Genomic DNA, 26218 nt, shown 5'->3' with positions numbered 1-26218 from the left:
TCTGCTGCTCTGTTCCCACCTGTCTGCCGCCTCTTACTTTCCGGGATAAATGATCACAGAGTCCACGTCATAGTCTTTCAGCCTCTCCCGGCCCTTCAGTCCGGCAAGCTCCATGAGGAAAATGATCCTGGCGACTTCACCGCCCATCCCCTCGATCAGCTTGATGATGGCTTCCGTAGTCCCGCCGGTGGCGATCAGATCATCGATGATGACCACCCGCTGTCCTGGTTTTATAGAGTCCCTGTGCATCTCAATGGAAGCAGTGCCGTACTCCAGCTCATACTCAATGGATACTGTCTCTCTTGGAAGTTTCCCTTTCTTGCGCACCGGCACAAAAGGTTTCTTCATATTATAAGCAATGGGAACCCCGAAAATAAACCCTCTCGATTCAGGGCCTGCCACCACGTCAAAATCTATTCCATCCAGCTTCTCCTGCATCTTGTCAATCGCAAGATGCAGACCCTCCGCATCCTGGAGCACGCTGGTCACATCTCTGAAGATCACTCCCTGTTCAGGAAAATCCGGTATACTGACCACATATTCTTCTATTGGCTTCATCCTTACTGCCTCCTTCAGATCAACTGTCAATAAAATGTTATTCTTTAGTATATCATCTATTTTCTGTTTTTTCAAACAATTTGATAGTGGGTGACAACAATCTGCATGGTTTTCTGCCCCATATATTCGTTTACACCCGGGTAATAGGTGACAGAAAGCCGGATACGGCGGTATCCGCCCTCAAAAAAATGATCCCGCACCGTCTTTCCGTATCTTTCCCCCACTTCCTCCAGGAATCCTACGGCATCCCCGAAATACACAGCATCCATGTCCGTGCCGGCCCCGTCACAGAGCCGCATCCGCAGCATATTCCGATTTTTACCGATGAGACGGCAGGAGACAATGGAGACATTTTTCTCTGCAAACACCGGCTTTGTGTTGCCTTTCCCAAAGGGCTCCAGCAGTTTCAGCTCTTCCAGCAGCTCCTCCGTCACACAGGAAAATGGCATCTGCATATCTATGGACACCTTCTCTGTCATATCTGTCTCCGTCAGCGTGCACACTGCATTGATGTCCTGTCGGAATTTCTCAATATTTTCTTTCTTCAGAGTCAGCCCGGCGGCCAGCTTGTGTCCCCCAAACTTCACGAAAAGATTTCTGCACTTGTTCATCTCTTCATACATGTGGTAGGCCTCAATGGAGCGTCCTGACCCTTTTGCCATTTCTCCGCTGTCGGTGATGACAAAGACCGGCCGGCAGTATCTCTCCCGGATCCTGCCCGCCACGATCCCCGCAAGGCTCTCATGGCAGTCCGGCAGATAGAGCACCAGCACCTTCTGACGGCCCGCCTCTGTGTGTTCCACCTGCTCTGCCGCCTGGCGCACCGCCTCTTCCGTCATCTCTTTTCTGCTGTCATTGAGAGCCTTCAAGTCCCCGGCCAGCACATCTGCCTCCTGCTTTGCCCCGGCTTCAAGAAGAGCCAGCGCCCGCTTGGCTGTGTCCAGCCTGCCGCTGGCATTCAGGCAGGGGCCCAGCACAAACCCTATGTGGTAGGTATTGACCATCTTTCTGTCAATGCCTGTACACTCCATAAGGGCGCGAAGCCCCAGATTGGAAGTGGACTGCAGCATCTCCAGCCCCTGCCGGACAAAGATCCGGTTCTCCCCGGTCAGATCCATCACATCCCCCACTGTAGCGAAAGCCACCTCCTCCATCAGATAGTCGATATCTGAGGAGTCCTTCCCCATGGCCTCATAGAGCGCCTCCATCAGTTTGTAGGCCACAGCCGCACCGCACAGTCCCTTGAATGGATAAGAGCAGTCCGTCCGCTTTGGATCCACCACCGCATCCGCCGGCGGCAAATGATACTTCTTTTCTCCGTCCTCCTCATCAAAGGGCACCTCGTGGTGATCCGTCACGATCACAGTCATCCCCAGCCCTTTCCCGTAAGCGATCTCCTCTGCGGCCGCAATGCCGTTGTCACAGGTGATGATGGTGTCTGTCCCCGCCTCAAAAGCCCGGTCGATCAGATGCCTGTTCAGGCCGTACCCGTCTGTAATCCTGTCCGGTATGTCCGTGTCCGCTACAGCCCCCAGTCCCTTCAGCCCTTCCAGAAGGATGTAAGTGGCACAGACGCCGTCAATGTCGTAATCCCCTATAATGCGGATCGGCGCACCCTCACGGATCTTCTCCATCAGGATCTCCACCGCCCGGTCCATATCTTTCATCAGCATCCCGTCACCCAAGTCAGCTATGGTGCCGTAGAGATAGTTTTCTATCTGTTCGTCCCCCACAATATCCCTGTTGCGGATCAGGCAGGCGAGCCTGGGACTGATGTGAAACTTCTTTCCGATCCCGGCAAAATCCGCACCTTTTCTAAGCAAAACCCAGCGTTCTTTCATCCCATTTCTCTCCTTCGCACACTCCCTCGTCTTATTTCCACACTAAAACGCCCTGTCCAAAAAGGGGCATGCGGCCAGCCGCACACCCCTTCTTTGTCTTCTATAAATTATTTTTTCTTCTTTCCTGTCTTCTCTGCCGCTTTCTTCTTTCCGCCGATCTTTGTCTTCATCACATACCACAGGGAGCCTGTAATGCATACAGAAGAGTAAGCTCCGCACACAACACCCACCATCAGCGGCAGGGCAAACTCACGGATGGAGCTTACACCCATGACAAAGAGCACTGCAATAGTGATAAATGTTGTAAGCGATGTATAGATGCTTCTTGTCAGCGTCTGGGTGATACTCCTGTTTACAATGCTGTCAAGAGCCTCGTTTTTCGGCGACAGCTTCAGCTCCTCACGGATACGGTCGAAAATGACGATGGTGGCATTGATGGAGTATCCGAAAATGGTCAGGATGCAGGCAATAAATGTGTTGCCCACGGAAATCCTTGCCACCGCGTAGAACAGAGCCACGATCAGCACATCGTGGAGCAGTGCCAGGACAGCGCTTGTTGCAAAGCGGATATCCTTGAACCGGAACCAGATGTAAAGGAGCATCAGAACCGTGGCAGTGATAACCGCCACAATGGCGTCCATACGCATCTCGCTGCTGACTGTGGAGCTGATATTCTCAAATGTGATCAGCGACTCATCCGCCTGGAAATTGTCCACCATGGCCTGATTCAGCGCCTCGCGGGTATCCAGATCCAGCGTGGTGGTCTTGAAGATGATCTGGTTGCTGCCCGCCACTTTCTGGGCCTGCACATTGCGGTCCCCTGTGGCTTCCTCCACAACAGGAATGATCTGGTCGTCGATCTCTTCAATGCTGTAATCTTCATTGAAGGTTACATTCGTGGACGTACCTCCCTGGAACTCCAGGCTGTAGTTCATGGCCCCGTTTCCTCTGGCCGCATTGTATCCTGCCACTCCAAAGCCGGCCACGATAAGGATCAGAGAGATAGCGAAGAAAATGGCCTTTTTCCCCACAAAATTGATGGGCTCTCTCTGCTTTCTCGGACGGTAGTACAGCTTCTCGCTGCGAATGCCCACCGCATAGAAAGCGTACACGATCATCCTTGTGATCACAAGGGCTGTGAACATGGACACGATGATACCGATGGCCAGCGTCTGGGCAAATCCCTTGACAGTTCCGCTTCCCCGGAACCAAAGCACAGCCGCCGCGATCAGGGTAGTCACATTTCCGTCTATGATGGCAGACATGGCTTTGTGGAATCCAGCTTTCAGCGAATTTCTCACGCTCTTTCCCTTTGTCATCTCCTCCTTCACACGGGCAAAGATGATGACGTTGGCATCCACGGCCATACCGATGCCAAGGATGATACCCGCAATACCCGGAAGGGTCAGGGTCACATTAAAGGCATTCAGTATCACCAGCACGATGCCTGTATAGATCAGAAGCGCAAGGCTGGATGCCAGACCCGGAAGCAGGTACACAAAGCACATAAAAACAAATACAAGGGCAAGTCCCACGGCTCCGGCCTGCACGCTTGTGCTGACGGCCTGCTCGCCAAGCTGGGCTCCCACCACGTTGGAGCGCAGCTCCTCCAACCCGAGCTGAAGGCCACCGATACGGATAGTGGACGCCAGGTTCTCTGCCTCCTCGTATGTAAAGTCACCTGTAATGTAGGCTGTTCCGCCTGTGATGGCTTCGTTGACAACCGGGCTGCTGATAGTCTCTCCATCATAGATGATAGCGATCTGGTTGCCCACATTGGCCTCTGTTGCATCGGCAAACTTCTGAGCTCCTTCATCTGTCAGATCCAGCTCCACAGTGTACTCCGTGTTTCCCATATCATCCTGTCCGGATCTTGCTGAAGCGGTAGCCACATCGGCGCCGGTAAGGACCGTCTCGCCGTCAGATGTCTGGAACTCCAGGTTTCCCGGCTGTCCCAGCTCTTCCAGGATGGCGTTGGCGTCTGTCACGCCGGGGATCTCGATACTGATCCTGTCGTCTCCCTCCTGGTAGACAGTTGCCTCTGTACTGTACTGCTCCACACGTCTCTGGAGCTTATAGATCGTATCGCTCATCTGCTCATCTGTCGGATTTTCATCCTTCACCTGGTAGGTGATGCTGACACCTCCCGCCAGATCCAGGCCAAGCTTAATATTTTTTGCAGCTCCCGTGCCTGTGGGGCCGAAGCCGACGATACAGGTATAGGCAAGAAGTATGATCAGAGCTGCTGTCAGGATCAGGCTCAGTACGCCTTTTTTCTTGTTCATGATCTACATCCTCTTTTCTTTTTATTGCATTTTATCTTTCATCAGACGCGTCTGCCAGCGCTGCCTTCATCATGATGGCGCACTCCACTCTCTTGCGCTGCATCTCGCATCCGATGTCATAAGCCTCGTGAATGGTCCCGTGGAAGTTGTAGGCGTTGGCCATACAGCCACCGCTGCAGTAGAATTTTGCGAAACAGTCCCTGCATTTATCCTTGGAATACACGCTGCATCCCCGGAACTCATCTGCAATCTCCGGCCGGGTGATCCCCTCATCCACATTTCCCATGAGGAATTCCTCCTGCCCCACAAACTGATGGCAGGGATACAGATCGCCCCAGGGCGTCACGGCCAGGTACTCTGTGCCGGATCCGCAGCCGGACAGCCTCTTGGACACGCAGGGTCCTCCCTCCAGGTCGATCATGAAATGGAAGAAGTTGAATCCTTTGCCTTCCTTTTCTCTCTCGATCATAATCTTTGCAAGACGGTCGTACTCTTCACAGATCTTCGGAATGTCCTCCTCACGGATGGCGTAGGGATCAGACTCGTCCCCCACCACAGGCTCGATGGACATCTGCTTAAATCCAAGATCCGCAAAATGCAGGACGTCGTTGGAGAAATCCAGGTTGTTCCTTGTGAACGTGCCCCGGACATAGTATCTCTCCTGGTTTCTGCTGTCCGCCAGCTTCTGGAACTTGGGAACGATCAGGTCATAGCTGCCTTTGCCGTTCCGGAAAGGACGCATATTGTCGTTGATCTCTTTACGCCCGTCCAGGCTGAGAACCACATTGTCCATCTCCTTGTTGATGAAATCCTGGATCTCATCGTTTAAGAGCACTCCGTTTGTAGTCACAGTAAAGCGGAAATGTTTGTTATGTATCTTCTCCTGCTCCCGGCCGTAGGCCACCAAGTCCTTGACTACCTGCCAGTTCATAAGCGGCTCGCCGCCGAAGAAGTCCACCTCCAGGTTTCTGCGGTTTCCGGAAGAAGCGATGAGGAAATCCAGGGCCTTCTTCCCCACCTCATAGCTCATGAGAGCGCGGCGGCCGTGGTACTCGCCCTCCTCCGCAAAGCAGTATTTGCATGCCAGGTTGCAGTCGTGGGCAATGTGGAGGCACAGCGCCTTGACCACTGTCTTCCTCTGCTTCACCTGATTGATCATCGGTTCAAACATATCTCTGGTAAAGAGTCTTCCCTCCCGGGTCAGTTCCTTTACATCCTCCAGGGCCTCCCGGATCTCTTCTTCTTTATATCTGTCTTTCAGCGCCGCCAGAAGTCCCTCCAGCGTCTCCGGCCTGTCCAGGGCTGCCTCGTCCGGCTCCTCCCCGGCAGCAAGGTGGGCAATGACATCATAGCAGAGTTCATCCACCACATGCACAGCCCCGCTGTTCACATCCAGGACAATGTTATACCCATTATTACGGTACTGATGTATCACTTCAGATACCCCTTTCTATTTTCTTTTTTCCCATACCACAAGAAACAGCGGCCGAAAGCCGCTGCCCCCTCAACAGATTCTTTTTTAATTGCGATCCGTTATTTCTTCTGTTCACATGTCTGATTTCCTACTGTGCAGGAAGTCTTGCAGGCAGACTGGCATGATGTCTGACATTCTCCGCAGCCGCCTTTTTTCATTGTGTTTGTCAGTGTCTGTGTATTTAATGTCTTTACATGTTTCATCTTGTACATCCTCCTTCGCATCTTTGACTTCTGCTATTATAGCACAAGGCTTACTGTTTTGGAAGTATTTTTTCAGCTTTTAAGCTATCCCGGATATTCGCTTTTGCGCGCCTTCTAGGAGATCATACCCCCGATCATGCCGCCCCCGGCGCACAGAACAAAGGTTGTGACCATGTGAATGCCGCTGCCGTCCAGTGTTCTGTACACGCCCAGGGTGATGAGGATGAGCAGAACGAAATATAAAGCGCCTGTCACAAGCCCCCACAGAAACCGTCTCGACTTCGCCATTTTCCCCGCTGTCAGCCCACCGATCAGCGTGGCCACGATATAGACGGCCACGATCCCCGCCGACACCGCCTGCTCATCCAGCTGCAGCCTGTACAGCAAAAGGGCCAGCAGAAGGAGAAGGGCTCCTGTCACCACGTAGGAAAGCAGCAGGGCTTTGAGGACCCACAGTATCTTTGTTTCTTTTCCGGCTTTTTTATCCATATTCTCTTTCTCCTTGTCCAGTTATTTCCTATCTAATGGATATGAAACGCCCAGACGGATTATGAGTGCCATATAATTTTTTCTACTGTTCCATCTGTCTTCCCAGAAATCCTGCCGCACAGGAGGCCAGTTTGAGTTCTGTCTCCCCCAGCTTACTCTTCTCGTCTCTTCCCAGGATCATGACGCCGCCGATCACATCCCCCTCGCAGAGGATGGGGCAGATGACCTGCTGTGTGCACCCGTCATCCTCCTCGCCGGTGACCCGGACAAATTTCTTCTCCCCCTCTGCAGCAAGGATATCCTTCCTCTCTTCCAGCATCTTTTCCAGCGGCCTGGCAATATATTTCTCCTGAAAATCCTTCTTCCCGCTTCCCGCCGCGGCCACGATCTGATCCATATCACAGATGCACACAAGGCAGCCCGCTGTCTGAGCCAGGCTGTCCGCATACTGTCTGGCAAAGGCGGACAGTTCCCCAATGGGAGAATATTTCTTCAGGATGATCTCCCCCTCCCGGTCCGTGAATATCTCCAGCGGGTCTCCCTCCCGTATCCGGAGGGTCCTTCGTATCTCCTTGGGGATCACCACTCGCCCAAGGTCATCGATCCTTCTTACAATCCCGGTTGCCTTCATATAAAAATTTCCTCCATCTTACATTCTATCCATTTATCTTTCTTGCTGTAGATAATGGTAGTATCTGTAAAGACAGAGGAAATTATACATCTATGACTCTCCCTGACGGAGCAGCCTGCCCCGCATCCTGCTCCAGATGTGAGCCTGGGTATATTCATAAGCATTGTCGTAGATCCACAGTCCCACCTGACCTGCCAGAAGGACACCAGCAAGGATCACCGGCGTAAGCGCCCTGGAAAACAGCAGTTCCTGGAAAAACAAAACTGCCGGAATGTACATGACATTGAACACCAGGTATTTGATCCCCCAGAACAGACCTCTTTTCTGAAATCGGCCGGGGTTTCTGGCAAGCAGCCGCCACGCCCCCTCGATCACCAGGATATACAGCCCCATGGCCCCGAAGGTCACAACATAAAATTTATTTGGTGCAATGATAAAGCCGAGAAGGACCGCCGCCAGATAAAAGGCCAGCCCCATCTTCATCCCCATTTCCCGGATCATGATCCCCACGAAAAATGAGGACGCGGCCAGGAAAAACAGGGTTCCCGTCTCAAAAACGCTTCCAAGCGCCATAAAAAGGATGCACAGGGCGAGAGAAAGCCCGCCAAATGCCATCATTTTTGACTTTACATGCATGTACAAAGATCGCCTCCCATACATTCACAGAGCTGGTCTGCAATACACAGGTCACAGCACATATTTCCTGTACCACAGCTGCTGCCCGAGCCGTAATAGCCTCCCCCATATGGATTGTTCTGATACCTGCGGCTGTTAAATTCAATCTGGTTCAGCAGCTGCCGGTACTGTACATTGTTTGGCTCCATGTTGACTGCCGTGGCCGCCTGGTCTCTTGCCAGCACATTGTTGCCCAGCCCTGCATTGGCAAAGGCGCTGGCATAGTACCACATGGATGTGCGGTTCTGCATACGGTTCAGCACATTCAGCGCGTCCTGATAGCGCCTGCTGTTGATAAAATTGATAGCCGCCTGCATCTCCACATCCTGCTGGCTGTCCCCGGCACTGCCCGCGGACTGCTGCTGTCCGTATCCCTGGTAGCCATAATTCCTGTATCCGCCGCCTGCAGAGCTCCTGCTTCCGCCGCCAAAACCGCCGCTGGAGCTGCCTCCCTGGGAGCGCTGGCGCATGATCTCGTCATATGCCTCCTGGACTTCCTTGAATTTTTCTTCCGCCAGATCTGCCAGCGGATTGTCCACATTGGCATCCGGATGATATTTCCGACTCAGCTCCCTGTATGCCTTTTTCACTTCATCATCCGACGCGTTCTGGGAAATCCCCAGCACGTCATAAGGATTTTTACTCATTTCCCTTTTTCTCCTCCTGTTTTTTCTTCTGTATGAGCCGGTATCGGTTCCACACTCCATCATACAGAATATTTCTCAAAATGTCTATATCTGTCAGGCAGGGCAGTTTTTCAAACTCTGCGCTGCACTCTCCCATCATCATGCAGAGGATATCCCCCACTCTCTGTTCATAGTCTTCCTTCTTGCGAAGCTCTCTCAGCGGATTATAGCGGCCCTTCTCCAGATCCTCCTCCAGATCCTCGTAGGCATCCATTATATAGATAAATTTCCCCATAAAAAAGCCGATCCTGCGGAGGGTGGGCTCCCACATATCTTTTCTGTATACAAACAGTTCCTCCATGAGACGCCCGAAGCACCCGGCTGTCTGGTCGATATCTGTGCTCTTCTCCTTCTCGAGCCGGGACAGTTCTCCAAGCGCAGCCTCAAACACACGGGACTGGCGCCTGTAGGTTTCCTCGATCCTGCCGGCCTTTCTCTTCAGCAGTTTCCCTGCTGCCAGGCTGGATACCTTCTTCTCATCCTCCCAGTCATCTTTCAGATGATACCAGGCAAGAAGAAGATTCATATCCGCCGCGTAGGAAGTCGCGGAATTCCGCAGCATCCTCTGTTTCTTTGCCGGGTGGACCCTGCACCTGTGGCTCTCCTCTTCTGTCTGGAACTCATAGAGGGAAGACAGGAGCACGACGAGAAAGGTCATATCGTAGGTGAGGGTCATCTGCCCTCCCATGCCGTACTTTTCCTTCAGCTCCTGGCACAGTCCGCAGTAAAAAGCCTTATACCTTTCAAAATCTTTTATCTTCAATTCCGGTTTGCAAATGGTAATATATCCGAACATGTTCCTCTCCGCTGACACGTGTGCCTGACGCACACATCTGAACGTTATTTTACCAGATTTGTCCGTATCCTGCATTATTTTATCCTGAGATTTCACAAAAAGTTTATATCATCCTTTTCATTTCTCCTTCGCTCCGCTATAATATAGGGAGATATCAATAGGAGGGACAGTCAAATGAGCAAAATTGATGAAGTAAGAAGCGCCATGGTCCAGGCCATGAAGGCGGGAGACAAAGAGACAAAAGAGACCTTATCCATGCTTCTGTCAGCGCTGAAAAACAAAGCCATAGACAAAAGAGCCGACCTCACTGAGGAGGAGGAGACACAGGTTGTCTTAAAGGAGATCAAGCAGACAAAGGAGACACTGGAAATGACACCTCCGGACCGCACAGAGATCATTGAAGAGTGCAACCACCGGCTGGCTGTTTTGAACCAGTATGCACCCCAGATGATGGACGAGGCTCAGATCCAGGAAGTCATCCAGGCCACTCTGGCCGAGCTGGGCATCGACGCCCCCACAGCCAAGGACAAGGGCCGCATTATGAAGACTCTGATGCCCAAAGTAAAAGGCAAAGCGGACGGAAAGCTGGTCAGCGACCTGGTGGGGAAATTATTTTAAAGATCATTGCATGATCCTTTCAGACCTGCAAGACAAAAGAAGAGCTCCGGAGATGACTCCGAGAGCTCTTTTTTGTCTGCCGCTCTAGGCTGCCTGCACCGCAGTTGCCGCCTCCAAGGCAGCGCCCCGCATCCTCTCCACAAGCAGGTCCACATCCTTCTTTGTGGCGATCAGGGGCGGGATCATACGGTTGATGCTGTCGCCGATGGCTGTGATCAGCGCATGTCTTTTGAAGGTACCCCATTTCACTTCCATGGCGATGGGGATGTCGTACTCAACGCCCACCAGCAGGCCCCGTCCTCTCACCTCTTTTACATGGGGCAGCGTCCGAAGCTGTTCCATCAGATAGGCGCCCACCTCCTCTGCATTCTCAGAGAGGTGACGGTCCAGGATCTCCGAGATGGAGGCAAGGGCGGAGGCACAGGCGATAGGGCTGCCGCCGTAGGTGGAGCCGTGGGTTCCGCTTCCCAGGGCCTCAGCCACTTCTTTTCTGGCACAACATGCTCCGATGGGCATTCCCCCGCCCATGGCCTTTGCCATGGAGACCGCGTCCGGCTTCACGCCGTATCCCATGTAGGCCATGGGGGCTCCTGTCCTTCCCCATCCTGTCTGGACTTCGTCCAGGAGAAGGAGCAGATGATGGTCATCGCAGAGTTTCCGCAGTCCTTCCATGAATTCCTGGGTGGCCGGGTGCACGCCTCCCTCACCCTGCACAGGCTCTATCATAATGGCGATGGTATTTTCTGTGATCTTGGAGGCAAAATCTTCCAGATCGTTGAACCTGGCATAGACAAATCCGGGAACCATGGACCCGAATCCTTCCTGGATGGCTGTCTCCGGCTGGCCTGTGGCAGCCATGGAGCCAAATGTCCTTCCGTGGAATCCATGTTCCGCTGTGATGATCTGATACTTCTTTGGGCCATAATGGTCGGTTCCATACTTTCTGGCCATCTTGATCATGCACTCGTTTGCCTCTGTGCCGGAATTCTGGTAAAAGATCTTATCCATACCGATGGTATCACAGATCTTCTTTGCAAGGAGCGCCTGGGGGATCGTATAAGGATAGTTAAATGTGTGGATAATGTCGTCCGCCTGCTCCTTGATGGCTGCCACCACCTTCTCATTTCTGTTGCCGGGGCTGTTGACCGCCACCCCTCCATAGAAATCCAGATAGGCCTCCCCCTTCTCGTCATACAGGTACATTCCCTCTGCCCTCTCAGCCACAAAATCAAATCTGGGATAGGTCTCCACCATATACTTTCTCACCATTGCTTTCAGCTCTTTTGCTGTCATTCCGGTATCTTTCAGTTTCATACGAAGCGCCTTCCTTTCTATAATGCAGATATACAAAAAAGGTGCCACACATTTTCATGTGTGACACCTTTGCCTTAACACTTACCAAGTATAAATATGTCCCGCTTTCCTGTCAAGTGTTCCCTCTGTATTTTTTCCGATACAATCTATACTATTCTGTATCCTCAACCTGATCGTCTGTCTGAACCTCATCCGTGTAAGGATCGGCCTCCTCCTGCTTCATGGTGACTGTGAGGGTGGTAAACTCAATCTTGTCCCACACCCTCTCGTGTACCTCTATATCTGCATCCTCGCGCCACCCGGCGATGGTCTCGTCCATCAGCTCCTGCTGCCTCTCAGACACAATCTCCTGCTTCTTGGTGTCTGTTGCCTCCCGGTCTAAAAGGCTGGTCACTCTGGCCACATAGTAGCCGTTGTCTCCTTCCACGACTCCTGTGGTCTCCCCCTCGCCCAGGGCATCTGCCGCCTCCACAAGCTGGGTCGGCAAGGTGGCACTCTCCGCGTCAAAGGTGGCATCCTGAGATGTCTGTCCCTGCTCGGTAGCATAAGCCGCAAAATCGGCTGCTCCCGCAGCGCCGGCCGCAAAACTTTCCGCTGTTGCCTTCAGTTCTTCTTTCTCCTCATCAGTCAGATCCACAGAATTGCCTTCTTCATCTGTCGTCGTGAAAGAAAAGGTCACATACTGCATGCTCTTCTGAGCCGCCTCCTCGTCAGAGACCTCCGTGTCAGCTCCTGCTTCCACAGCGTCCTGCACCTTCTTCTGAATTGTCAGAAGCTCAAGGACACGCTCCACTGTATCTGTATTTCCAGAGACTTTCTCTTTCTCTGCCAGTCCGTTTTCCGAATCAAACTGGCTGGCCGCCTCTTTGATCGAATTCTTCTCCTCGTCAGACAGAGAGATATCATACTCGTCCATGTGCTCTTCCATCAAATACATGTTCTCCAGGGACTCGAGGATAGAATCCTTGACCGTATCCTCGTAGGTCTTTCCCTCCTCACTCTCACCGGACCACATGTCATCTCCCATGTACCCCGCATAGTATGTCTCGTACTGGGCCTGTGTATATCTGGCAAGGAAATTTGCCACATCCGCTGTGATATCTGTATCATTCACAGTTGCCACTACATCACTGTCCTCCAGACCGCCGCATCCGGTCAGTGATCCAGCCGCCAGAACGCCGGCCAGCAGCAAAATAACTGCTCTCTTCTTCATGATAACTTTTATCCTCCTTTAAAATGCCTAGTCCACATTATAACTTTTTTTGTCTATTCAAGCAATCCCTCCAGGGAAATTAACACTTTTTTCACCACTTCCAGAGCATTTTCCTCCTTGACCTTCCGGCTGCCGCCCTTTTTCTCATACACAAAGCAGGGCGTTTCCTCTGCCTTGAAAGTCAGGTCTCCCCTGTAGGCGGCAAGCATATCCGGAATCTTCAAAGGATCCACTTTGGCCCGTTCGTACATGGTAAATATATACTGGGCGTCCTTTTGCTCCACCGCAGTCACATAAGCCCTGTGGGCCCTGGCCTTCAGCCCGGCGATCTGCAGCAGCTGCTGGACCTTGCGGGGGATATCGCCGAACCGGTCGATGAGCTCCTCCAGCATGTCCTCCATCTCCTCCTCATTCTCAATGGCCGCGATCCGCTTGTACACATCCAGCTTCTGGTATTCATTGGGAATGTAAGTGTCCGGGATGAAGGCATCTACGTTCAGGTCGATGGTCGTGGCAAAGGTCTCTTCCTCCTCTGTCTCTCCTTTAAGGTGCTTCACCGCCTCATTCAGCATCTTACAGTAAAGATCGTATCCCACTGCCTCCATGTGGCCGTGCTGTTCTGCCCCCAGCAGATTGCCGGCTCCGCGGATCTCCAGATCACGCATGGCGATCCGGAAGCCGGAGCCAAGGTCTGTAAACTCCCGGATGGCGGCCAGACGCTTCTCCGCCACTTCTTTGAGCAGCTTATCCTTCCGGTAGAGAAGGAAGGCGTAGGCCATGCGGTTGGACCGCCCCACCCGGCCCCTGAGCTGGTAGAGCTGGGAGAGACCCAGCCTGTCCGCGTCATGGATGATCATGGTGTTGGCGTTGGAGATGTCCAGCCCCGTCTCAATGATGGTGGTGGAGACAAGCACGTCGATCTCCCGGTTGATAAAGGCATACATGATCTTCTCCAGCTCATGCTCCCGCATCTGCCCGTGTGCAAATGCCACCGTCACATCCGGCACCAGTCTCTGGATCCTGGCTGTCAGCTCGGCAATGTCCTCCACCCGGTTATAGACATAGTACACCTGCCCCTGGCGGGCGCACTCTCTCTCAATAGCCTCCCGCACCATCTCATCATTGTACTCCATGACATAGGTCTGGATGGGCATCCTCTCCTCCGGCGCCTCCTCCAGGACACTCATGTCCCGGATGCCGATGAGACTCATATGGAGGGTTCTGGGGATAGGGGTGGCCGTCAGGGTCAGCACATCCACATTTTCCTTCAGCTTCTTGATCTTCTCCTTGTGCTGCACGCCGAAACGCTGCTCCTCGTCAATGATCAGAAGCCCCAGATCCTTGTACTTCAGGTCGTCGCTGAGAACCCGGTGGGTACCGATGATAATGTCCACAAGCCCCCTCTTTGTGTCCTCGATGGTCTTCTTCTGCTGAGCCGGTGTGCGGAACCGGCACATCAGATCCACCCGCACCGGAAACTCCTTCATCCGCTGGACAAAGGTATTGTAATGCTGCTGAGCCAGAATGGTGGTGGGGACAAGATAGACCACCTGCTTGTTCTCCTGGACAGCCTTGAAGGCCGCCCGGATAGCAATCTCCGTCTTTCCATATCCCACATCTCCGCAGATGAGGCGGTCCATGATCTTATGGCTCTCCATGTCCTGCTTCACAGCCTCGATGGCCGTGAGCTGATCCTCCGTCTCCTCAAAGGGGAACATCTCCTCAAATTCCTTCTGCCAGACTGTGTCCGGCCCATACACGAAACCGTCCTGCTCCTGCCTGGCCGCGTAGAGCGCCACCAGATCTTTGGCGATCTCCCGGACCGCTCCCCGCACCTTTGTCCTTGTCCTGTGCCACTCCTGGGTACCCAGACGGTTCAGCTTCGGCTTCTTTGCGTCTGCATTTGCATACTTCTGGATCAGGTCCAGCTGGGTGGCCGGAATATAGAGGTTCCCTCCCTGGGCGTAGGAGATCTTCATGTAATCCTTGGCCACCTTATCCACCTCGATCTTCTCGATGCCCTGGTAGATGCCGATGCCGTGATTTTCATGGACCACATAGTCCCCCACCTTCAGCTCGGAAAAGCTCTGGATCTTTCTTCCCTCGTAGGTGCGGCGCTTCTTTTTCTTTTTTACTTTTCCGAAGATATCTGTCTCTGAGATGACCTCGAATTTCAGCAGGGGATACTCATAGCCCTCCCCCACATGTCCGTAGGCGGTCATGATCTGCCCAGGCTCCACTTCCCGGTCCATCTCATCACTGTAAAAACTGCTCAGATTGTAGTCCCGCAGATCCTCCGCCAGACGCTTTGCCCTCGTCCTTGATCCGGACAGGAGGACGACCCTGTACCCTTCTCTCTTGAGCCGCTTCAGGTCTCTGGTGAGCATCTCAAAACTGTTGTTGTAGGGGCTGACGCTCTTTGTCTCCAGGCTGTATTTCCCCCGGATCTTAAACTCCGGACACCTTGTCTCAAGCGCGCACAGCCCCACGCAGGAATAACGGTTCATTTTTTTCGCAATATCCGGCGTATGGTACAGGACCATCTCTTCGTCGCTGACCTGGTATCCGCTCTCCATCCGCTTGGCCTGTGCCTCCACAAACTCACTCTCCACGGCCTCCCCTTTTTCCAGAAGGCGCACCGGCTCGTCCAGATAAAGGATCGTGTCCTCCGCGGAAAAATAGTCCAGGAAGGAGACCCCTGCCCCTTCTTTCTGCGCATCTTCGCAGGGATACACAAGGACCCGATCCAGGTTCTCCACAGACCGCTGGCTCTCCACGTCAAAGGTGCGCACAGAATCCACCTCGTCCCCCCACAGCTCGATCCGCACAGGCAGCTCCTCTGTGATGGGGAAGATGTCCAGAATGCCTCCGCGCACTGCAAACTGTCCCGGGCCTTCCACCTGGGACTCCCTGTCATATCCAGCCTGGGCCAGACGGCGCTGTACCTGCTGGAAGTCGATAAATGCCCCATTTTCTATGGATATGGCCTGGCTGCGCACTGCCTCCGGAGCGGGCAGAGCGTCCATAAAGGCGTCGAATCCCAGCACCACTGTGATCTGTTCCTGCTCCAGCACAGCCTGGATGACAGACATTCTCTGACTCATCAACTCCTTGCTGCGGATATCTGCCTGGTAAAAGAGAAAGTCCTTTGCCGGATAGAACCAGACGTCACTGCCGAGAAACCGGTATTCCTCGTACACCTGCTTTGCCTTTGACTCGCTGGCGCAGACGATAACGCGCCTTTTTGATCCGCCGGACAGGGCGTAGACAAGATGGGTCTTCTGGGAACGCACACAGCCCGACACCTGCAGAAGGCCCTTCCCTTTTTTCTGTTCTTTTTTTATCTCTTCAAATTCCGCAAGCTCCTCAAGCGGCATTGTCAGTGCTCTCATGTCTCTACAGCTCCTTTGGTCTCACCTTGCGGTTAAACTCGTTCATGGCCTCATCCACACGATCTGTCACCATGTACTTCACCGCCTCTGCGGCATGGCGGTATCCTTCCTCCATCTCTTTTTTCTCTTCTGCCGAAAAATGTCCCAGGACGTAGTCTGCCAGATCATACTGTTTTGGCTTCTGGCCCACGCCCACCTTGACGCGGAGGAACACATCCGTACCCAGATGGGAGATGATGCTCTTTATCCCATTATGTCCGCCGGCGCTCCCCTTCTTGCGGATCCGGATCTGTCCCGGATCAAGACTTACATCGTCATAAATGACGATGAGCTCCGACTCTTCATCGATCTTATAGTAATCTGCAAGCCCGCGGATACTCTCCCCGCTCAGATTCATGTAGGTCTGAGGCTTGACCAAAAGCACCTTCCGGCCCTCTATGGCCCCCTTCCCGATCAGGGCCCTGTTTTTCCGGTAATCTACGGAGATATTATATTCCCGGGCCAGCACATCTATGACATCAAACCCGGCGTTATGTCTTGTCCCCTCATAGGGAAGTCCCGGGTTACCAAGTCCTGCTATAATATACATTGTCTTCCACCTTTCCTTTCACGCTCTCTCCATTCTACAGGAAGAGAGGCGGTTTGTCACGCAAAAGCCGGGAATATTTTCCCGCTTCCCGGCATACATTATAGAGAATAAAATACTGCCATAATGGTACAGGAGGGCTTTTTATGAGTTCCAGAACAAAAATCGTCGTGCTCCACATGAAAGAGATCATCTACACCGTCATTTTTGCCATACTGGCAATCCTTCTGATCCTGCTGCTGGTCTTCATGTTCTTTCCCAATGACAAAGAGGGAAACAGCCCGGCAGCCCAGTACAAAGCCGGCGTCTACACCTCCTCCCTTACCTTGAACAATACAGACCTGGAAGTAGAAGTCTCGGTGGATGACGCAGGGATCAGCTCCATCCGCTTTACCAACATGGATGAGACGGCAGCCGCCATGCTTCCTTTGGCCCAGCCGGCTATGGAGGACATCGCAGCCCAGATCTGCGAGACCCAGTCCCTTGACAATCTCTCCTTCTCATCCGACTCCGCCTACACCTCCCAGGTCATCGTGGACGCCATCAAAGACGCGCTGGCAAAGGCAGAGAAATAACAGAGCCGCCCACACCGGGCGGCTCCTTTTCCTGCAAAGTCCTTCCTAGCTTTCTACGATCAGATACTTGCCGCTTGGCAGGGCAAAAACCTCTGAGGCCTCTTCCAGTTCCTCAAGAGACATGCCTTCCACGTCCACGCCCTCCTCAAGGAAATAGTTTGCCACTTCCTGGATACTGTCCACCACAACGGCCATACAGTCCTCAAGAAATGCCTCCGCCTCCTCTAAGGTCTCGGCCACAGGCTCGTCAAACAGCTGTCCCTGTCTGTCAAGGAACACCTGCAGACATTCTTCATCATACTCATACATTTTTCTTTCCTCCCTTCTTCCCTTTCTCTATCTGTTTTCCTTCAGAAACTCTGTCAGCTCACCCGGATGGCTGATCAGACGCCTGGCCCCCGCTTCCTCAAGGATCCGTCTGCTGCGGAATCCCCATGTGACGGCCACACCGGTCACACCGGCTGCTCTGGCAGTTGCAACGTCCACCTCCGAGTCTCCCACATAGACGCAATCGTCCTTGCCAACCCCCATTTTATCCAGCAGGTACAGGACGCCGGCAGGGTCCGGCTTTCTTGGCAGCTCCCCGCTCTGCCCCTGCACGAAGTCGAAGATCCCTTCCCCGAAGATCTGTCTCACCACATCCACAGTCTGCCCGTGCGGTTTGTTTGACAGCACTGCCAGCCGGATGCCCATCTCTTTCAGATCTTTCAGCATCTCTCTGATGCCGTCGTAGGGTGTTACATGATATGTACAATTGTCATGGAATATTCTCCCGTAGATTTCCATCCCCTCTTCCAGGCGGCTCAGATGCGCGTCTCCGCAGGCCTCCAGGGTCCGCTCTATGAGCTTTCTCGCCCCGTCGCCCACGAAACTTCGGCACTGGTCCATGGTGATGGGAGGAAGGTCCATCTCCTTCAGCGTAAGATTTACAGAATAGGTCAGTGACTCCAATGTATTCGTCAATGTTCCGTCCAGGTCAAATATGCAGCCTCTCATAATACACGGCACTCCTTTTCCTTTTTCTTTCCCCCCTATCATAGTATGAAGCGGCTGAAATTTCAACGGGCATTTGCATATCCTGCTGTTTTTTCGCCGCTTCTTTTTGCGTCAGCTGCCAAGATACTGTCTCATGATCTTCAGGGCATGCTTTTCCAGCCGGCTGACCTGGGCCTGGGAGATCTGTATCTCCTCCGCCACCTCCATCTGTGTCTTCCCCTCAAAGAAACGCAGCCTGATAATGTACTGTTCTCTTCCGCTCAGATGCTCCATGGCCGCCTCCAGGGACAGATCTTCGATCCACTTGTCCTCCCGGTTCTTCTTATCGCTGATCTGATCCATCACATAGAGGGCATCCCCGCCGTCGCTGTATACCGGTTCCTGCAGGCTGACCGGGGCCTGTATGGCGTCCAGGGCAAAGACAATGTCCTCTTTGGCGATACCGATCTCCTCCGCGATCTCCTGGACAGTGGGCTCCTTCAGGTGCTGCTTCATGTAGCTCTCCCTGGCGTAGATGGCCTTGTACGCTGTGTCCCGCAGGGAGCGGCTCACCCGGATGGAATTGTTGTCTCTCATATAGCGCCGGATCTCCCCGATGATCATGGGAACCGCGTAGGTGGAAAACTTTACATTCAGTTCCGTATTAAAATTGTTCACTGCCTTGATCAGACCGATACAGCCGATCTGAAAAAGATCATCCGGATTTTCATTGCTGGCCGAAAAGCGCTTTATGACACTGAGCACCAGCCGAAGGTTCCCCTTGATGTACCTGTCTTTTGCCTCCTCATCCCCCTCTTTTATGCGGTCCAGCAGCTCTTCCTTTTCCTCTTCTGTAAGGAGCGGGAGCTTTGACGTATTCACTCCGCAGATCTCAACCTTCCCCTGTGCCATCATCTTCAAACCTCCTTGTTTTCCGTCGTCATCTGATCTCGTACAGTATTGATTTTTCTCAATCCGGCCCGGGCTTATACTGGCACATGGGAAAATAAAAAAAGTTTTAGCCCTTGACAAAGAGCTAAAACTTTCTGTTGCATTTTCCTGTTTTTATTTCGTCTCCATCCGGCAGCTTACCTGTCCCACTTGTCTGCCAGATTCTGGATCTGGCTCTCAAATTTGGCAAGGTCTCTGTTGGAGAGCCCTTCATTTTTCATGACTACCTCCATCAGGCGCCGGGCTGCTGCCACCACTCGCTCAAAGGCAGCCCTGGCTTTCGCCCTGGCAGGTTTCTCAGACGCTTTCTTGGGAATGCGCAGGCCTTCTGACAGGATCTCTCCCGTAGCAAGGTCTATGCAGCCTCCGGAGAAGGGTGCAAAGGCGGGACAATGGATCCTCTCCTCCACAGTCTGCGCAAAACTCTCTGTCACCGTGTCCTCCCCGTGTACTACGATAACCTGGTCCGGCTTCCTCTCAAAGCCCTCCAGCCACGCCAGAAGACCGTTCATATCCGCATGGCCGCTGATCCCCTTGATGGACTCGATCCTGGCATTGACCGAGATCGTCTCTCCAAAGAGCTTGACCACCTGGGCACCTTCCAGAAGTTTTCTGCCCAGCGTCCCCACCGCCTGGTATCCCACGAAACAGATGGTGCACTCGCTGCGCCACAGATTGTGCTTGAGATGGTGGCGGATCCTTCCAGCCTCGCACATGCCCGAGGCCGAGATGATGACCTTGGGGCGGTCGTCCAGGTTGATCTGCTTGGACTCCTCCGTGGTGATACTTGTCTTCAGTCCCGGGAAAAGCAGCGGGTTGATCCCCTGTTCCACAAGCGCCAGCGCCTCCTCGTCAAAACAGGATCTGACATTTTTATTGAAGATTGTGGTGGCCTCTATGGCCAGCGGGCTGTCCACATACACCTCAAAAGCGGGGTATTCGGGCAGAAGATTTTTTTCCTTGATCTCCCTGATAAAGTAGAGAAGTTCCTGGGTCCTGCCCACAGCAAAGGAGGGAATGACTACATTGCCTCCTCGGTCAAAGGTCTCCCGCAGGATCCGGGTAAATTCTCCCACGTAGTCCGGAATCTCATCCCCGTGGAGCCTGTCGCCGTAGGTGGACTCAATGACCACATAGTCCGCCTCCTTCACAGGCTGGGGATCGCGAATGATGGGCTGGTTGGTGTTCCCCACGTCCCCCGAGAACACGATCTTCTTTGTCACATCCTCCTCTGTCACCCACACTTCAATGCTGGCGGATCCAAGAAGATGTCCCATATCGTTGAAACGAACTTTGATCCCCTGGCACAGGTCAATGGTCTGCTCATAATCACAGGGGGCAAAGCGCTGGATGGCCGCGTCCGCGTCCGCCATGGTGTACACCGGCTCGTAGAGCTCTCCGCCGCTGCGGCGGGCCTTCCGGTTCCTCCACTGAGCCTCAAACTCCTGGATGTGGGCGCTGTCACGGAGCATGATGCTGCACAGATCCGAGGTGGCAAAGGTGGTGACCACCTCGCCTGTAAATCCCTGCTTGCACAGAAGAGGGATATTGCCCGAGTGGTCGATGTGGGCATGGGTCAGAAGCACATAGTCGATCTCCGCCGCCGTCACCGGGAGTTTCTGATTCTCATACAGATCCGGTCCCTGCTCCATGCCGCAGTCAATGAGAACCCGTTTCCCGCAGGCTTCCAGAAGGTGGCAGCTGCCTGTCACCTCGTGGGCCGCGCCGATAAAAGTAAGTTTCATATACCTCAACCCCTTTTTCTTTTTATTGTATCATTTTACTCAGGCTGTGGCTATGAATATTTTACCATTTCCCTCTTCAGTCTCTGCATGATCTTCTTCTCCAGCCGTGATATATAGGACTGGGAAATGCCCAGCACGTCCGCCACCTCTTTCTGGGTCTTCTCCTCCCCGCCGGGCACACCCAGGCCGAACCTGAGGCGCACGATGGTCTGCTCCCTGCTCGTAAGTCTCTCCAGCGCCTTTCCCAGCACTTTCCTCTCCGCCTCCTGTTCCAGATCCCGGTAGATAGTGTCCTCCTCTGTGCCCAGGATGTCTGAAAGGAGCAGCTCATTTCCATCCCAGTCCACGTTGAGGGGTTCGTCTATGGACACCTCCATCCTTGTCTTGTTATTTCTCCGCAAGTACATGAGGATCTCATTTTCGATGCACCGGGAGGCGTAAGTCGCCAGCTTGATGTTCTTCTTCGGATCATAGGTGTTGATGGCTTTGATGAGCCCGATGGTCCCGATGGAGATAAGGTCCTCCACCCCCACCCCTGTGTTGTCAAACTTTTTTGCTATGTACACCACCAGCCGAAGGTTGTGCTCGATGAGCAGCTTCCTGGCAGCTTTGTCCTCCTCCGTCCCCAGCTTTCCGATGGCCGATGCCTCCTCCCGGGCCTCAAGGGGCGCCGGAAGGATATCCGACCCGCCTATATAGTGCACGTCTCCTTTCTCCGGAAACAAAAAGGTCCGAAAATTCGGTATCACCTTCAGTTTAAACTGATTTGGCACTGCAACTTTTATCATCATGTCTTTTTCTCCTCCAATCTATACTACAGATCCGGATGGATGAGCATCCGGTACGTTCCATCTGAAGATACTGCGTCCTCGCTGATCCCCACCAGGGGCGCCTCGATCCATCTGGGCCCCCTCTCATATATGCAGAGCTTTTCCAGCCTCACAGCCGGGAGAACTCCCTCTTTCCTTCCCACGGAACGGTATGGGATGTACCGCATCTGTTCCGGCATCTGTCCACAGAACAGCTCATCAGCCGCCGTCCTCTCCAGGATGCTGACCGGTTCTCCGGTAAACGGGTCCGTCAGGGAATTTCCGGTGTCTATGAGAGCGGTCAAAGCCACCTTTCTCTCCTTCCAGAAAATCTCCGCCCGGCATCTGTACTTGCCATGCCCAAGAGCCGCCGATAGCAGCCAGAGCACGCCTGAAGCCAGATAGTAGCTTCCCGCTGCCAGAGCAAAGAAGAGGCTTCCCACTTCCATCCAGTCTCCATACTGAGACAGATATCCCATGATGCCGCCCGCGAGAAACCCCGCCGCATAAAGAAGGCAGAGGGCGTACACCATCTTCCTCCCCCATGGGATCCGAAGCCCCGCCCGCAGCATGATCACGCTGACCACGCCGTGGAACAGAAAAAATTTTATGATCGGACAGGGAAGCGGTAAAACGGTCACCACGCACATGAGCACAGATCCCGCCAGTGCTCCCAGGGCAATATTTCCAAGCGTGGCAGGGCTTTTCAATATCCGCCTGACAAGAAGGAGCAGTATGTGATCCATCATAAAATTTTCCAGAAAAAACACATCTATATACAGTTCATACTCCACATTACACCTTCTTTCTCTTTTGTGCAGACATCGCGTACTGCTTTACTGTACCCGGGCAGGATTTATTATAAGGAGAAGAGGGCTTCAAAATTTGTCAGATGGTGCCGGGGACCCGGCAGATTTTCTCGACAGAAAAACATCGTTTCCGCAGAAATACAAAAGATTTCGAAAAAGACAGAAAAAAGAAGACTGTGCACAATGCACAGTCTTCTGAAACGATTCTTATATTTTATTTTTTAAAGAAATCCGGAATCTTGATGGACTGCTCCTTCACCTTGCTGGTAGGTGTTCTCGGTGTGTCCAGTGAAGGCGTCGTGCCTCCCATCGGACGCTTCAGTCCGCTTCCGCTGTTAGTCGGCACAGCTCCTGCCTCCGATCTCGGAGCATGAGTTGTGTGGGATGTATGTGATGCATGGGTAGAATTCAGCTGTCTGTCATAGCTGCTGGCCGGCGGAACCATCCCAGATCTTCCCTCCAGTCTGGATTTCAGTTTTGAGGACGTTCCACCCACGTTATGTAATCCCGTCGCAATCACAGTGATGGTCGCTTCATCTGCTCTGGAGTCATCGTACATAGCACCGAAGATGATATTTGCATCCTCCCCTGCCAGATCCTGTACAAACTCAGCTGCATCGGACGCATCCATAAGGGTGATATCACCGGAAATATTGATGATAACATGGGAAGCCCCTGCAATAGTAGTCTCAAGCAGCGGGCTGGCAACAGCCTGCTTCACAGCCTCCAGCGCCTTGTCGTCGCCGCGGCCCTGTCCGATACCGATATGAGCGATACCCTTGTCCGTCATAACTGTCTGCACGTCCGCAAAATCCAGGTTGATAAGGGACGGAACATTGATCAGGTCCGTGATTCCCTGGATACCCTGCTGCAGCACTTCATCCGCCTTCTTCAGCGCCTCCGGCATGGTGGTGCGTCTGTCTACCACTTCCAGAAGCTTGTCATTGGGGATGACGATCAGTGTATCTACATTCTCTTTTAACTTGTCAATTCCAGCCAGCGCATTGTTCATGCGTGTCTTGGACTCAAAACGGAAAGGCTTTGTGACAACGCCTACAGTCAGAGCCCCCTGCTCTTTTGCAATGCGGGCAACTACAGGTGTTGCGCCGGTTCCGGTTCCGCCTCCCATACCGCAGGTGACGAATACCATGTCCGCGCCCTTCAGAGCTGCTGAGATCTCCTCTGCACTCTCCTCGGCCGCCTTCTCTCCGATCTCCGGCCGGGCGCCTGCGCCCAGTCCCTTGGTGATCTTGTCTCCAATCTGCATCAGTGTAGGCGCCTTACATAACTGAAGGGCCTGCTTGTCTGTATTAATAGCGATAAATTCAACGCCGGCGATCTGTTCGTCGATCATTCGGTTGACAGCATTGTTTCCGCCGCCTCCTACTCCAACAACAATAATTTTTGCCGCCGCTTCTGACTCGTTTGTTTTAATCTCTAGCAAGGGTTTCTCCTCCTTTGTTTCTATCCTTATTATATAATTATACATCCCATAACGGCGGACTGCCAGCCCGCCATATATACTATATAATATAGGCTTTTGTGCAAAATATCAATAGAATTTTCTCTATTTTTATGGATTTCCGCTCATTTTTACGTGAGAAACAGGGCATTTTATCCGCTGTATCCGTCGGCTCCGGCATTCTATTCCCCGGATGCCACCTCAGGCTGCTCCGCTTCCGGTGTCTCCTGGGTCGCCTCTGCCGCTGGCAGCTCATCGATATCAAAAGTGACAGCGTTCCCTTCCTCCGAAAAATGTTCCAGGTGAAGCGTGCCTTTACGCCCCTCCAGATTGGCCAGGATGGGGGAAATCTGGGCCATTTTGTCAGAAGTAATATTATCGCCCAGAAGCACACAGATCTCACCGAACCAAAGCTGGATGTCCCCGTTGCTGCACACGATCCGATCCGGGGAAAGTTCAAACTCCCTGACCTGCTGTGTCACCTCCAGAATGGACTGGAACACGGCCTCATCTCCGTTTTCAAGGGATTGGTACAGTTCTGCCCCGGACACGTCAAGTCCCTCGATACAGGGCACACCTTCCAGGACCTCGCTGCTCTCCTTTACCACGGTCCCCTCTTTGTCAAAATACACGTTCTGCTCTCCGCTTGTCACATAGCCCAGAATGCTTTTTTCGTCCACAGTCACCTGCACGGACCAGGGAGCACGCAGGGATACGCTTATGGAGTTGAGGCTGCCCGGCATATCGTAGTCGGTGAAACGGTATTTGTACAGCAGATACAGAGAATTTATGGCGAGCGGGTCCTCCTCCACAAGATCTACGATCTCCTGGCTGTCCGTGTACTCATTGCCCTTCACTTCGATCTTCTGCACATAGAAGAGCAGGAACAGAGCCATCAGAATAATGGCAAGCCCTAAGACGATCACTGTCAGCGCATATATTTTATGGGACTTTTTATAGCCCTTATTTTTCTTTTGTCTCATGTAAAGCCTCCTGTATACCTGTGCCGGCCGCCGATGCGTCCGGCGCTTTCCTGTTATTTTACCAGAGATGACACGCTGAGCACAAGCCCCATTTCCAGGAGCAGAAAAACCACAGACGTTCCCCCGTAGCTGACAAAAGGCAGGGTGATCCCGGTGTTGGGGATGGTGTTGGTCACCACCGCAATATTCAGGATCACCTGGATCAGCATATGTCCCATGGCCCCCGCGGCAATGAGCGCCCCGAAAAGATCCGGCGCCCTGCTGGCAATGACGTAGAACCGCCAGATCAGGATGAGAAAGAGCAGCAGGATAAAGCCTGCGCCAAAAAGTCCCAGCTCCTCGCAGATGATGGAGAAGATCATATCATTCTGCGCCTCCGGGACAAATCCCAGCTTCTGCACACTGTTCCCAAGCCCCCGCCCGAACAGGCCGCCCGAGCCGATGGCATAGAGCCCCTGCAGAGTCTGATACCCCTTCTCGTAGGCTTCCGGATTCCTCCAGATGGCAAGCCGCTCCAGGCGGTAGCTCTCCATAGCCAGGAAGACAGCCATAAACCCGCATCCGACAACTCCCATCCAGATAAACTGGCCGTACCTGGGGCTTGCGATAAACACAAGGATCACTCCGATCCCCAGGATAATGATGGCTGTGCTCAGATTGCTGGCACCCACAAGGCCGGCCACCGGCAGGATCAGGATCATAATGCCTGCCATGACCCGCATTTTCTTTATTTTGTCCGCATACTTCGTCACCCTGTCCGCCAGGAAGAGGATCACCGCCACCTTGGCAAACTCTGAGGGCTGAAAAGAAAAAGGGCCCAAAGAAAGCCATCTTCTGGACCCGTTGTACTCATCTCCCACAAGAAGGACAGCGACGGACAAAAGCACCGCCGCCAGATAGGCCGGCAGTGCAAAACGGCGCAGGACATGGTAATCCATGCTGGCCGTCACAAACATGGCCGCTATCCCAATAGTTGTGGCAAAAACCTGTTTTTTCAGATAATAATAAGGATCATTGAATTTCACTTCTCCGTTCCAGGCACTGGTGCTCTGCAGGATCACAAGCCCGGCCAGAAGGAGAAGCGCCAAAGCTGCAAGCAGCGTGTAGTCATATTTTTTCTTTCTGGATGAACCCGGCAATCTTCGCTC

The 26218-nt window shown here is 53.1% G+C and carries 25 protein-coding genes; 2 read left to right on the top strand and 23 right to left on the bottom strand.

Annotation, left to right across the window (positions count from 1 at the left end; all coding sequences use genetic code 11):
- Positions 1-33 precede the first annotated feature (33 nt).
- From Q5911_RS05955 to Q5911_RS05910, 10 genes are all read right to left on the bottom strand, one after another.
- The gene (locus Q5911_RS05955; RefSeq protein WP_303181679.1) at positions 34-558 is read right to left on the bottom strand and encodes an adenine phosphoribosyltransferase; all 525 of its coding nucleotides are present in this window, start codon (positions 556-558) and stop codon (positions 34-36) included.
- Positions 559-629: 71 nt separating this feature from the next.
- Positions 630-2399, bottom strand: a complete 1770-nt coding sequence (gene recJ / locus Q5911_RS05950; protein ID WP_303181677.1) for a single-stranded-DNA-specific exonuclease RecJ — start codon at positions 2397-2399, stop codon at positions 630-632.
- A gap of 107 nt (positions 2400-2506) precedes the next feature.
- Positions 2507-4684, bottom strand: coding sequence for a protein translocase subunit SecDF (locus Q5911_RS05945; RefSeq protein WP_076777082.1), 2178 nt, complete (start codon positions 4682-4684; stop codon positions 2507-2509).
- A 31-nt stretch (positions 4685-4715) separates the two neighbouring features.
- On the bottom strand, positions 4716-6119 hold the full coding sequence (gene scfB, locus Q5911_RS05940) for a thioether cross-link-forming SCIFF peptide maturase (protein ID WP_303181675.1): 1404 nt from the start codon (positions 6117-6119) through the stop codon (positions 4716-4718).
- A 98-nt stretch (positions 6120-6217) separates the two neighbouring features.
- The gene (gene scfA / locus Q5911_RS05935) at positions 6218-6361 is read right to left on the bottom strand and encodes a six-cysteine ranthipeptide SCIFF (RefSeq protein WP_033126632.1); all 144 of its coding nucleotides are present in this window, start codon (positions 6359-6361) and stop codon (positions 6218-6220) included.
- 114 nt (positions 6362-6475) lie between these two features.
- Positions 6476-6850 carry a TIGR04086 family membrane protein gene (locus tag Q5911_RS05930; RefSeq protein WP_303181672.1) on the bottom strand — a complete coding sequence of 125 codons (375 nt, stop codon included), beginning with the start codon at positions 6848-6850 and terminating at the stop codon, positions 6476-6478.
- Between the two features lie 82 nt (positions 6851-6932).
- Positions 6933-7481 carry a stage V sporulation protein T gene (gene spoVT, locus Q5911_RS05925; RefSeq protein ID WP_303181669.1) on the bottom strand — a complete coding sequence of 183 codons (549 nt, stop codon included), beginning with the start codon at positions 7479-7481 and terminating at the stop codon, positions 6933-6935.
- A 90-nt stretch (positions 7482-7571) separates the two neighbouring features.
- On the bottom strand, positions 7572-8117 hold the full coding sequence (locus Q5911_RS05920) for a hypothetical protein (RefSeq protein ID WP_303181666.1): 546 nt from the start codon (positions 8115-8117) through the stop codon (positions 7572-7574).
- Complete coding sequence (locus Q5911_RS05915) at positions 8108-8803, bottom strand: DnaJ domain-containing protein (protein ID WP_076777071.1); 696 nt, start codon at positions 8801-8803, stop codon at positions 8108-8110. Before Q5911_RS05915 ends, Q5911_RS05920 begins: the two co-directional genes overlap by 10 nt.
- The gene (locus tag Q5911_RS05910; RefSeq protein WP_303181662.1) at positions 8796-9638 is read right to left on the bottom strand and encodes a DUF5685 family protein; all 843 of its coding nucleotides are present in this window, start codon (positions 9636-9638) and stop codon (positions 8796-8798) included. The genes Q5911_RS05915 and Q5911_RS05910 overlap by 8 nt, the downstream gene beginning before the upstream one ends.
- A 174-nt stretch (positions 9639-9812) precedes the next feature.
- Between Q5911_RS05910 and Q5911_RS05905 the strand changes: the two genes are divergently transcribed.
- Positions 9813-10256, top strand: coding sequence for a GatB/YqeY domain-containing protein (locus tag Q5911_RS05905; RefSeq protein WP_076777067.1), 444 nt, complete (start codon positions 9813-9815; stop codon positions 10254-10256).
- A gap of 84 nt (positions 10257-10340) precedes the next feature.
- On the opposite strand, the gene Q5911_RS05900 is transcribed toward Q5911_RS05905, so the two are convergent.
- The 4 genes from Q5911_RS05900 to pth all read right to left on the bottom strand — a co-directional run bounded on the left by Q5911_RS05900 (position 10341) and on the right by pth (position 16764).
- On the bottom strand, positions 10341-11570 hold the full coding sequence (locus Q5911_RS05900) for an aspartate aminotransferase family protein (RefSeq protein WP_303181657.1): 1230 nt from the start codon (positions 11568-11570) through the stop codon (positions 10341-10343).
- A gap of 151 nt (positions 11571-11721) precedes the next feature.
- Positions 11722-12783: a peptidyl-prolyl cis-trans isomerase gene (locus tag Q5911_RS05895; protein ID WP_303181653.1), complete on the bottom strand. Its 1062-nt coding sequence runs from the start codon at positions 12781-12783 to the stop codon at positions 11722-11724.
- A gap of 53 nt (positions 12784-12836) precedes the next feature.
- Positions 12837-16175, bottom strand: coding sequence for a transcription-repair coupling factor (mfd, locus tag Q5911_RS05890; RefSeq protein WP_303181650.1), 3339 nt, complete (start codon positions 16173-16175; stop codon positions 12837-12839).
- Positions 16176-16179: 4 nt separating this feature from the next.
- Positions 16180-16764, bottom strand: a complete 585-nt coding sequence (gene pth / locus Q5911_RS05885) for an aminoacyl-tRNA hydrolase (RefSeq protein WP_226394679.1) — start codon at positions 16762-16764, stop codon at positions 16180-16182.
- 143 nt (positions 16765-16907) lie between these two features.
- Between pth and Q5911_RS05880 the strand changes: the two genes are divergently transcribed.
- Entirely contained in the window at positions 16908-17336 is a 429-nt protein-coding gene (locus Q5911_RS05880) for an FMN-binding protein (RefSeq protein WP_076777056.1), read from the top strand.
- Positions 17337-17381: 45 nt separating this feature from the next.
- Here Q5911_RS05880 and Q5911_RS05875 read toward each other — a convergent pair whose 3' ends face one another.
- The 9 genes from Q5911_RS05875 to Q5911_RS05835 form a co-directional block, all read right to left on the bottom strand.
- Complete coding sequence (locus Q5911_RS05875) at positions 17382-17645, bottom strand: glyoxalase (RefSeq protein ID WP_076777053.1); 264 nt, start codon at positions 17643-17645, stop codon at positions 17382-17384.
- Between the two features lie 27 nt (positions 17646-17672).
- The gene (locus tag Q5911_RS05870; RefSeq protein ID WP_303181645.1) at positions 17673-18332 is read right to left on the bottom strand and encodes an HAD family hydrolase; all 660 of its coding nucleotides are present in this window, start codon (positions 18330-18332) and stop codon (positions 17673-17675) included.
- Positions 18333-18443: 111 nt separating this feature from the next.
- Complete coding sequence (gene sigG / locus Q5911_RS05865; RefSeq protein WP_303181712.1) at positions 18444-19223, bottom strand: RNA polymerase sporulation sigma factor SigG; 780 nt, start codon at positions 19221-19223, stop codon at positions 18444-18446.
- Positions 19224-19399: 176 nt separating this feature from the next.
- Positions 19400-21007 carry an MBL fold metallo-hydrolase RNA specificity domain-containing protein gene (locus tag Q5911_RS05860; RefSeq protein ID WP_076777049.1) on the bottom strand — a complete coding sequence of 536 codons (1608 nt, stop codon included), beginning with the start codon at positions 21005-21007 and terminating at the stop codon, positions 19400-19402.
- A gap of 50 nt (positions 21008-21057) precedes the next feature.
- On the bottom strand, positions 21058-21798 hold the full coding sequence (sigE, locus tag Q5911_RS05855) for an RNA polymerase sporulation sigma factor SigE (protein ID WP_076777047.1): 741 nt from the start codon (positions 21796-21798) through the stop codon (positions 21058-21060).
- 23 nt (positions 21799-21821) lie between these two features.
- Positions 21822-22610 (bottom strand): sigma-E processing peptidase SpoIIGA, encoded by a 789-nt coding sequence (locus tag Q5911_RS05850; RefSeq protein WP_226394674.1) that lies wholly within the window; start codon positions 22608-22610, stop codon positions 21822-21824.
- A gap of 229 nt (positions 22611-22839) precedes the next feature.
- Complete coding sequence (gene ftsZ, locus Q5911_RS05845) at positions 22840-24069, bottom strand: cell division protein FtsZ (RefSeq protein ID WP_076777043.1); 1230 nt, start codon at positions 24067-24069, stop codon at positions 22840-22842.
- Between the two features lie 200 nt (positions 24070-24269).
- Positions 24270-25070 carry a cell division protein FtsQ/DivIB gene (locus Q5911_RS05840; RefSeq protein ID WP_303181638.1) on the bottom strand — a complete coding sequence of 267 codons (801 nt, stop codon included), beginning with the start codon at positions 25068-25070 and terminating at the stop codon, positions 24270-24272.
- A 53-nt stretch (positions 25071-25123) separates the two neighbouring features.
- Positions 25124-26209 carry an FtsW/RodA/SpoVE family cell cycle protein gene (locus tag Q5911_RS05835; RefSeq protein ID WP_076777038.1) on the bottom strand — a complete coding sequence of 362 codons (1086 nt, stop codon included), beginning with the start codon at positions 26207-26209 and terminating at the stop codon, positions 25124-25126.
- Positions 26210-26218 lie beyond the last annotated feature (9 nt).

Origin of the sequence: Lachnoclostridium phocaeense (genome assembly GCF_959599685.1) — a bacterium.
GTDB lineage: Bacteria > Bacillota > Clostridia > Lachnospirales > Lachnospiraceae > Claveliimonas > Claveliimonas monacensis.
Note: the sequence above shows the minus strand (reverse complement) of the source record. Positions and strands in the feature narration are given on the sequence as shown.

Coding starts and splice junctions, on each gene's coding strand:
- Q5911_RS05955 (WP_303181679.1), bottom strand. CDS start 558: ATGAAGCCAATAGAAGAATATGTGGTCAGTATACCGGATTTTCCTGAA.
- recJ (WP_303181677.1), bottom strand. CDS start 2,399: ATGAAAGAACGCTGGGTTTTGCTTAGAAAAGGTGCGGATTTTGCCGGG.
- Q5911_RS05945 (WP_076777082.1), bottom strand. CDS start 4,684: ATGAACAAGAAAAAAGGCGTACTGAGCCTGATCCTGACAGCAGCTCTG.
- scfA (WP_033126632.1), bottom strand. CDS start 6,361: ATGAAACATGTAAAGACATTAAATACACAGACACTGACAAACACAATG.
- Q5911_RS05930 (WP_303181672.1), bottom strand. CDS start 6,850: ATGGATAAAAAAGCCGGAAAAGAAACAAAGATACTGTGGGTCCTCAAA.
- spoVT (WP_303181669.1), bottom strand. CDS start 7,481: ATGAAGGCAACCGGGATTGTAAGAAGGATCGATGACCTTGGGCGAGTG.
- Q5911_RS05920 (WP_303181666.1), bottom strand. CDS start 8,117: ATGCATGTAAAGTCAAAAATGATGGCATTTGGCGGGCTTTCTCTCGCC.
- Q5911_RS05915 (WP_076777071.1), bottom strand. CDS start 8,803: ATGAGTAAAAATCCTTATGACGTGCTGGGGATTTCCCAGAACGCGTCG.
- Q5911_RS05910 (WP_303181662.1), bottom strand. CDS start 9,638: ATGTTCGGATATATTACCATTTGCAAACCGGAATTGAAGATAAAAGAT.
- Q5911_RS05905 (WP_076777067.1), top strand. CDS start 9,813: ATGAGCAAAATTGATGAAGTAAGAAGCGCCATGGTCCAGGCCATGAAG.
- Q5911_RS05900 (WP_303181657.1), bottom strand. CDS start 11,570: ATGAAACTGAAAGATACCGGAATGACAGCAAAAGAGCTGAAAGCAATG.
- Q5911_RS05895 (WP_303181653.1), bottom strand. CDS start 12,783: ATGAAGAAGAGAGCAGTTATTTTGCTGCTGGCCGGCGTTCTGGCGGCT.
- mfd (WP_303181650.1), bottom strand. CDS start 16,175: ATGAGAGCACTGACAATGCCGCTTGAGGAGCTTGCGGAATTTGAAGAG.
- pth (WP_226394679.1), bottom strand. CDS start 16,764: ATGTATATTATAGCAGGACTTGGTAACCCGGGACTTCCCTATGAGGGG.
- Q5911_RS05880 (WP_076777056.1), top strand. CDS start 16,908: ATGAGTTCCAGAACAAAAATCGTCGTGCTCCACATGAAAGAGATCATC.
- Q5911_RS05875 (WP_076777053.1), bottom strand. CDS start 17,645: ATGTATGAGTATGATGAAGAATGTCTGCAGGTGTTCCTTGACAGACAG.
- Q5911_RS05870 (WP_303181645.1), bottom strand. CDS start 18,332: ATGAGAGGCTGCATATTTGACCTGGACGGAACATTGACGAATACATTG.
- sigG (WP_303181712.1), bottom strand. CDS start 19,223: ATGGCACAGGGGAAGGTTGAGATCTGCGGAGTGAATACGTCAAAGCTC.
- Q5911_RS05860 (WP_076777049.1), bottom strand. CDS start 21,007: ATGAAACTTACTTTTATCGGCGCGGCCCACGAGGTGACAGGCAGCTGC.
- sigE (WP_076777047.1), bottom strand. CDS start 21,798: ATGATGATAAAAGTTGCAGTGCCAAATCAGTTTAAACTGAAGGTGATA.
- Q5911_RS05840 (WP_303181638.1), bottom strand. CDS start 25,070: ATGAGACAAAAGAAAAATAAGGGCTATAAAAAGTCCCATAAAATATAT.